Raw genomic sequence first — 834 nt, forward strand, 5'->3', positions numbered from 1 at the left:
ACCAAATAAATATTTACGTCCTGTCTTAGTTAATTTTCAAACGAAATTTAACATTATTGGACGAGAATTATCGACATACTGATGAATCTCATCGATAAATAAGACCGTATGTTTATTAGGATTTTTAACCACATTTTGATAAACCAAATCTTGTATTAAACTCAGTAAGACATAACTACCTAAATTTGAATCATCTTTCCCTAACGACATTAATTCTTTTGTGTTAAAAATAATAAATTCATTATCTAAATCAATCTTGGTTTCAGCATTATATAAGTTTTGATATTTACCATTATTCTCAAATAAAAATTTAAACGAATCAGCAATATTAGCTACCATTTCACGTTTTCTTTGTTTTTCAAATTCATCAACATATTTATAGTTTTCTAATTCCACAATTAAATCTGACATAATCGGTCATTTTTTAATCATTTTAAACTCTTCAACGCTTCTAATATCATAAACTCCACTTTGCTCATAAAGTCTTTTCAAACACGATAAAATAACCATAATATGTTCATCTCTAAAATTTACATTTACTAATTTAAAAAACCCTTCTAATCATTCCAAATGTTTTAAAACGATACCTTCAACGCTAACTTCTTGTTTATTATCATCTTCATTATCTCAAATCGATACCCTTATCTCCAAAGGATTTAAAGTGGTTTTACCACTATTACCAATATTGAAAATTGTTCCACCGAATTTTTTTGCTAAATATTTATACTCATTCTCTAAATCGATAACATAAACATTTCTATTTTGTGCTAACTCATCAACTATCGATTTTGATTTTGATGATGATTTTCCTGTTCCACTAGTCCCAACAGTCAT

The 834-nt window shown here is 26.9% G+C and carries 1 pseudogene; it reads right to left on the bottom strand.

The annotated features are described in order from the left end of the window. Positions 1-834 (bottom strand): annotated as a pseudogene (locus N1F73_RS03715) (conjugal transfer protein TraE); the annotation flags it as partial.

Source organism: Mycoplasma sp. HS2188, from assembly GCF_025209835.1.
In the GTDB taxonomy this organism is placed as follows: domain Bacteria; phylum Bacillota_I; class Bacilli_A; order Mycoplasmatales; family Metamycoplasmataceae; genus Mycoplasmopsis.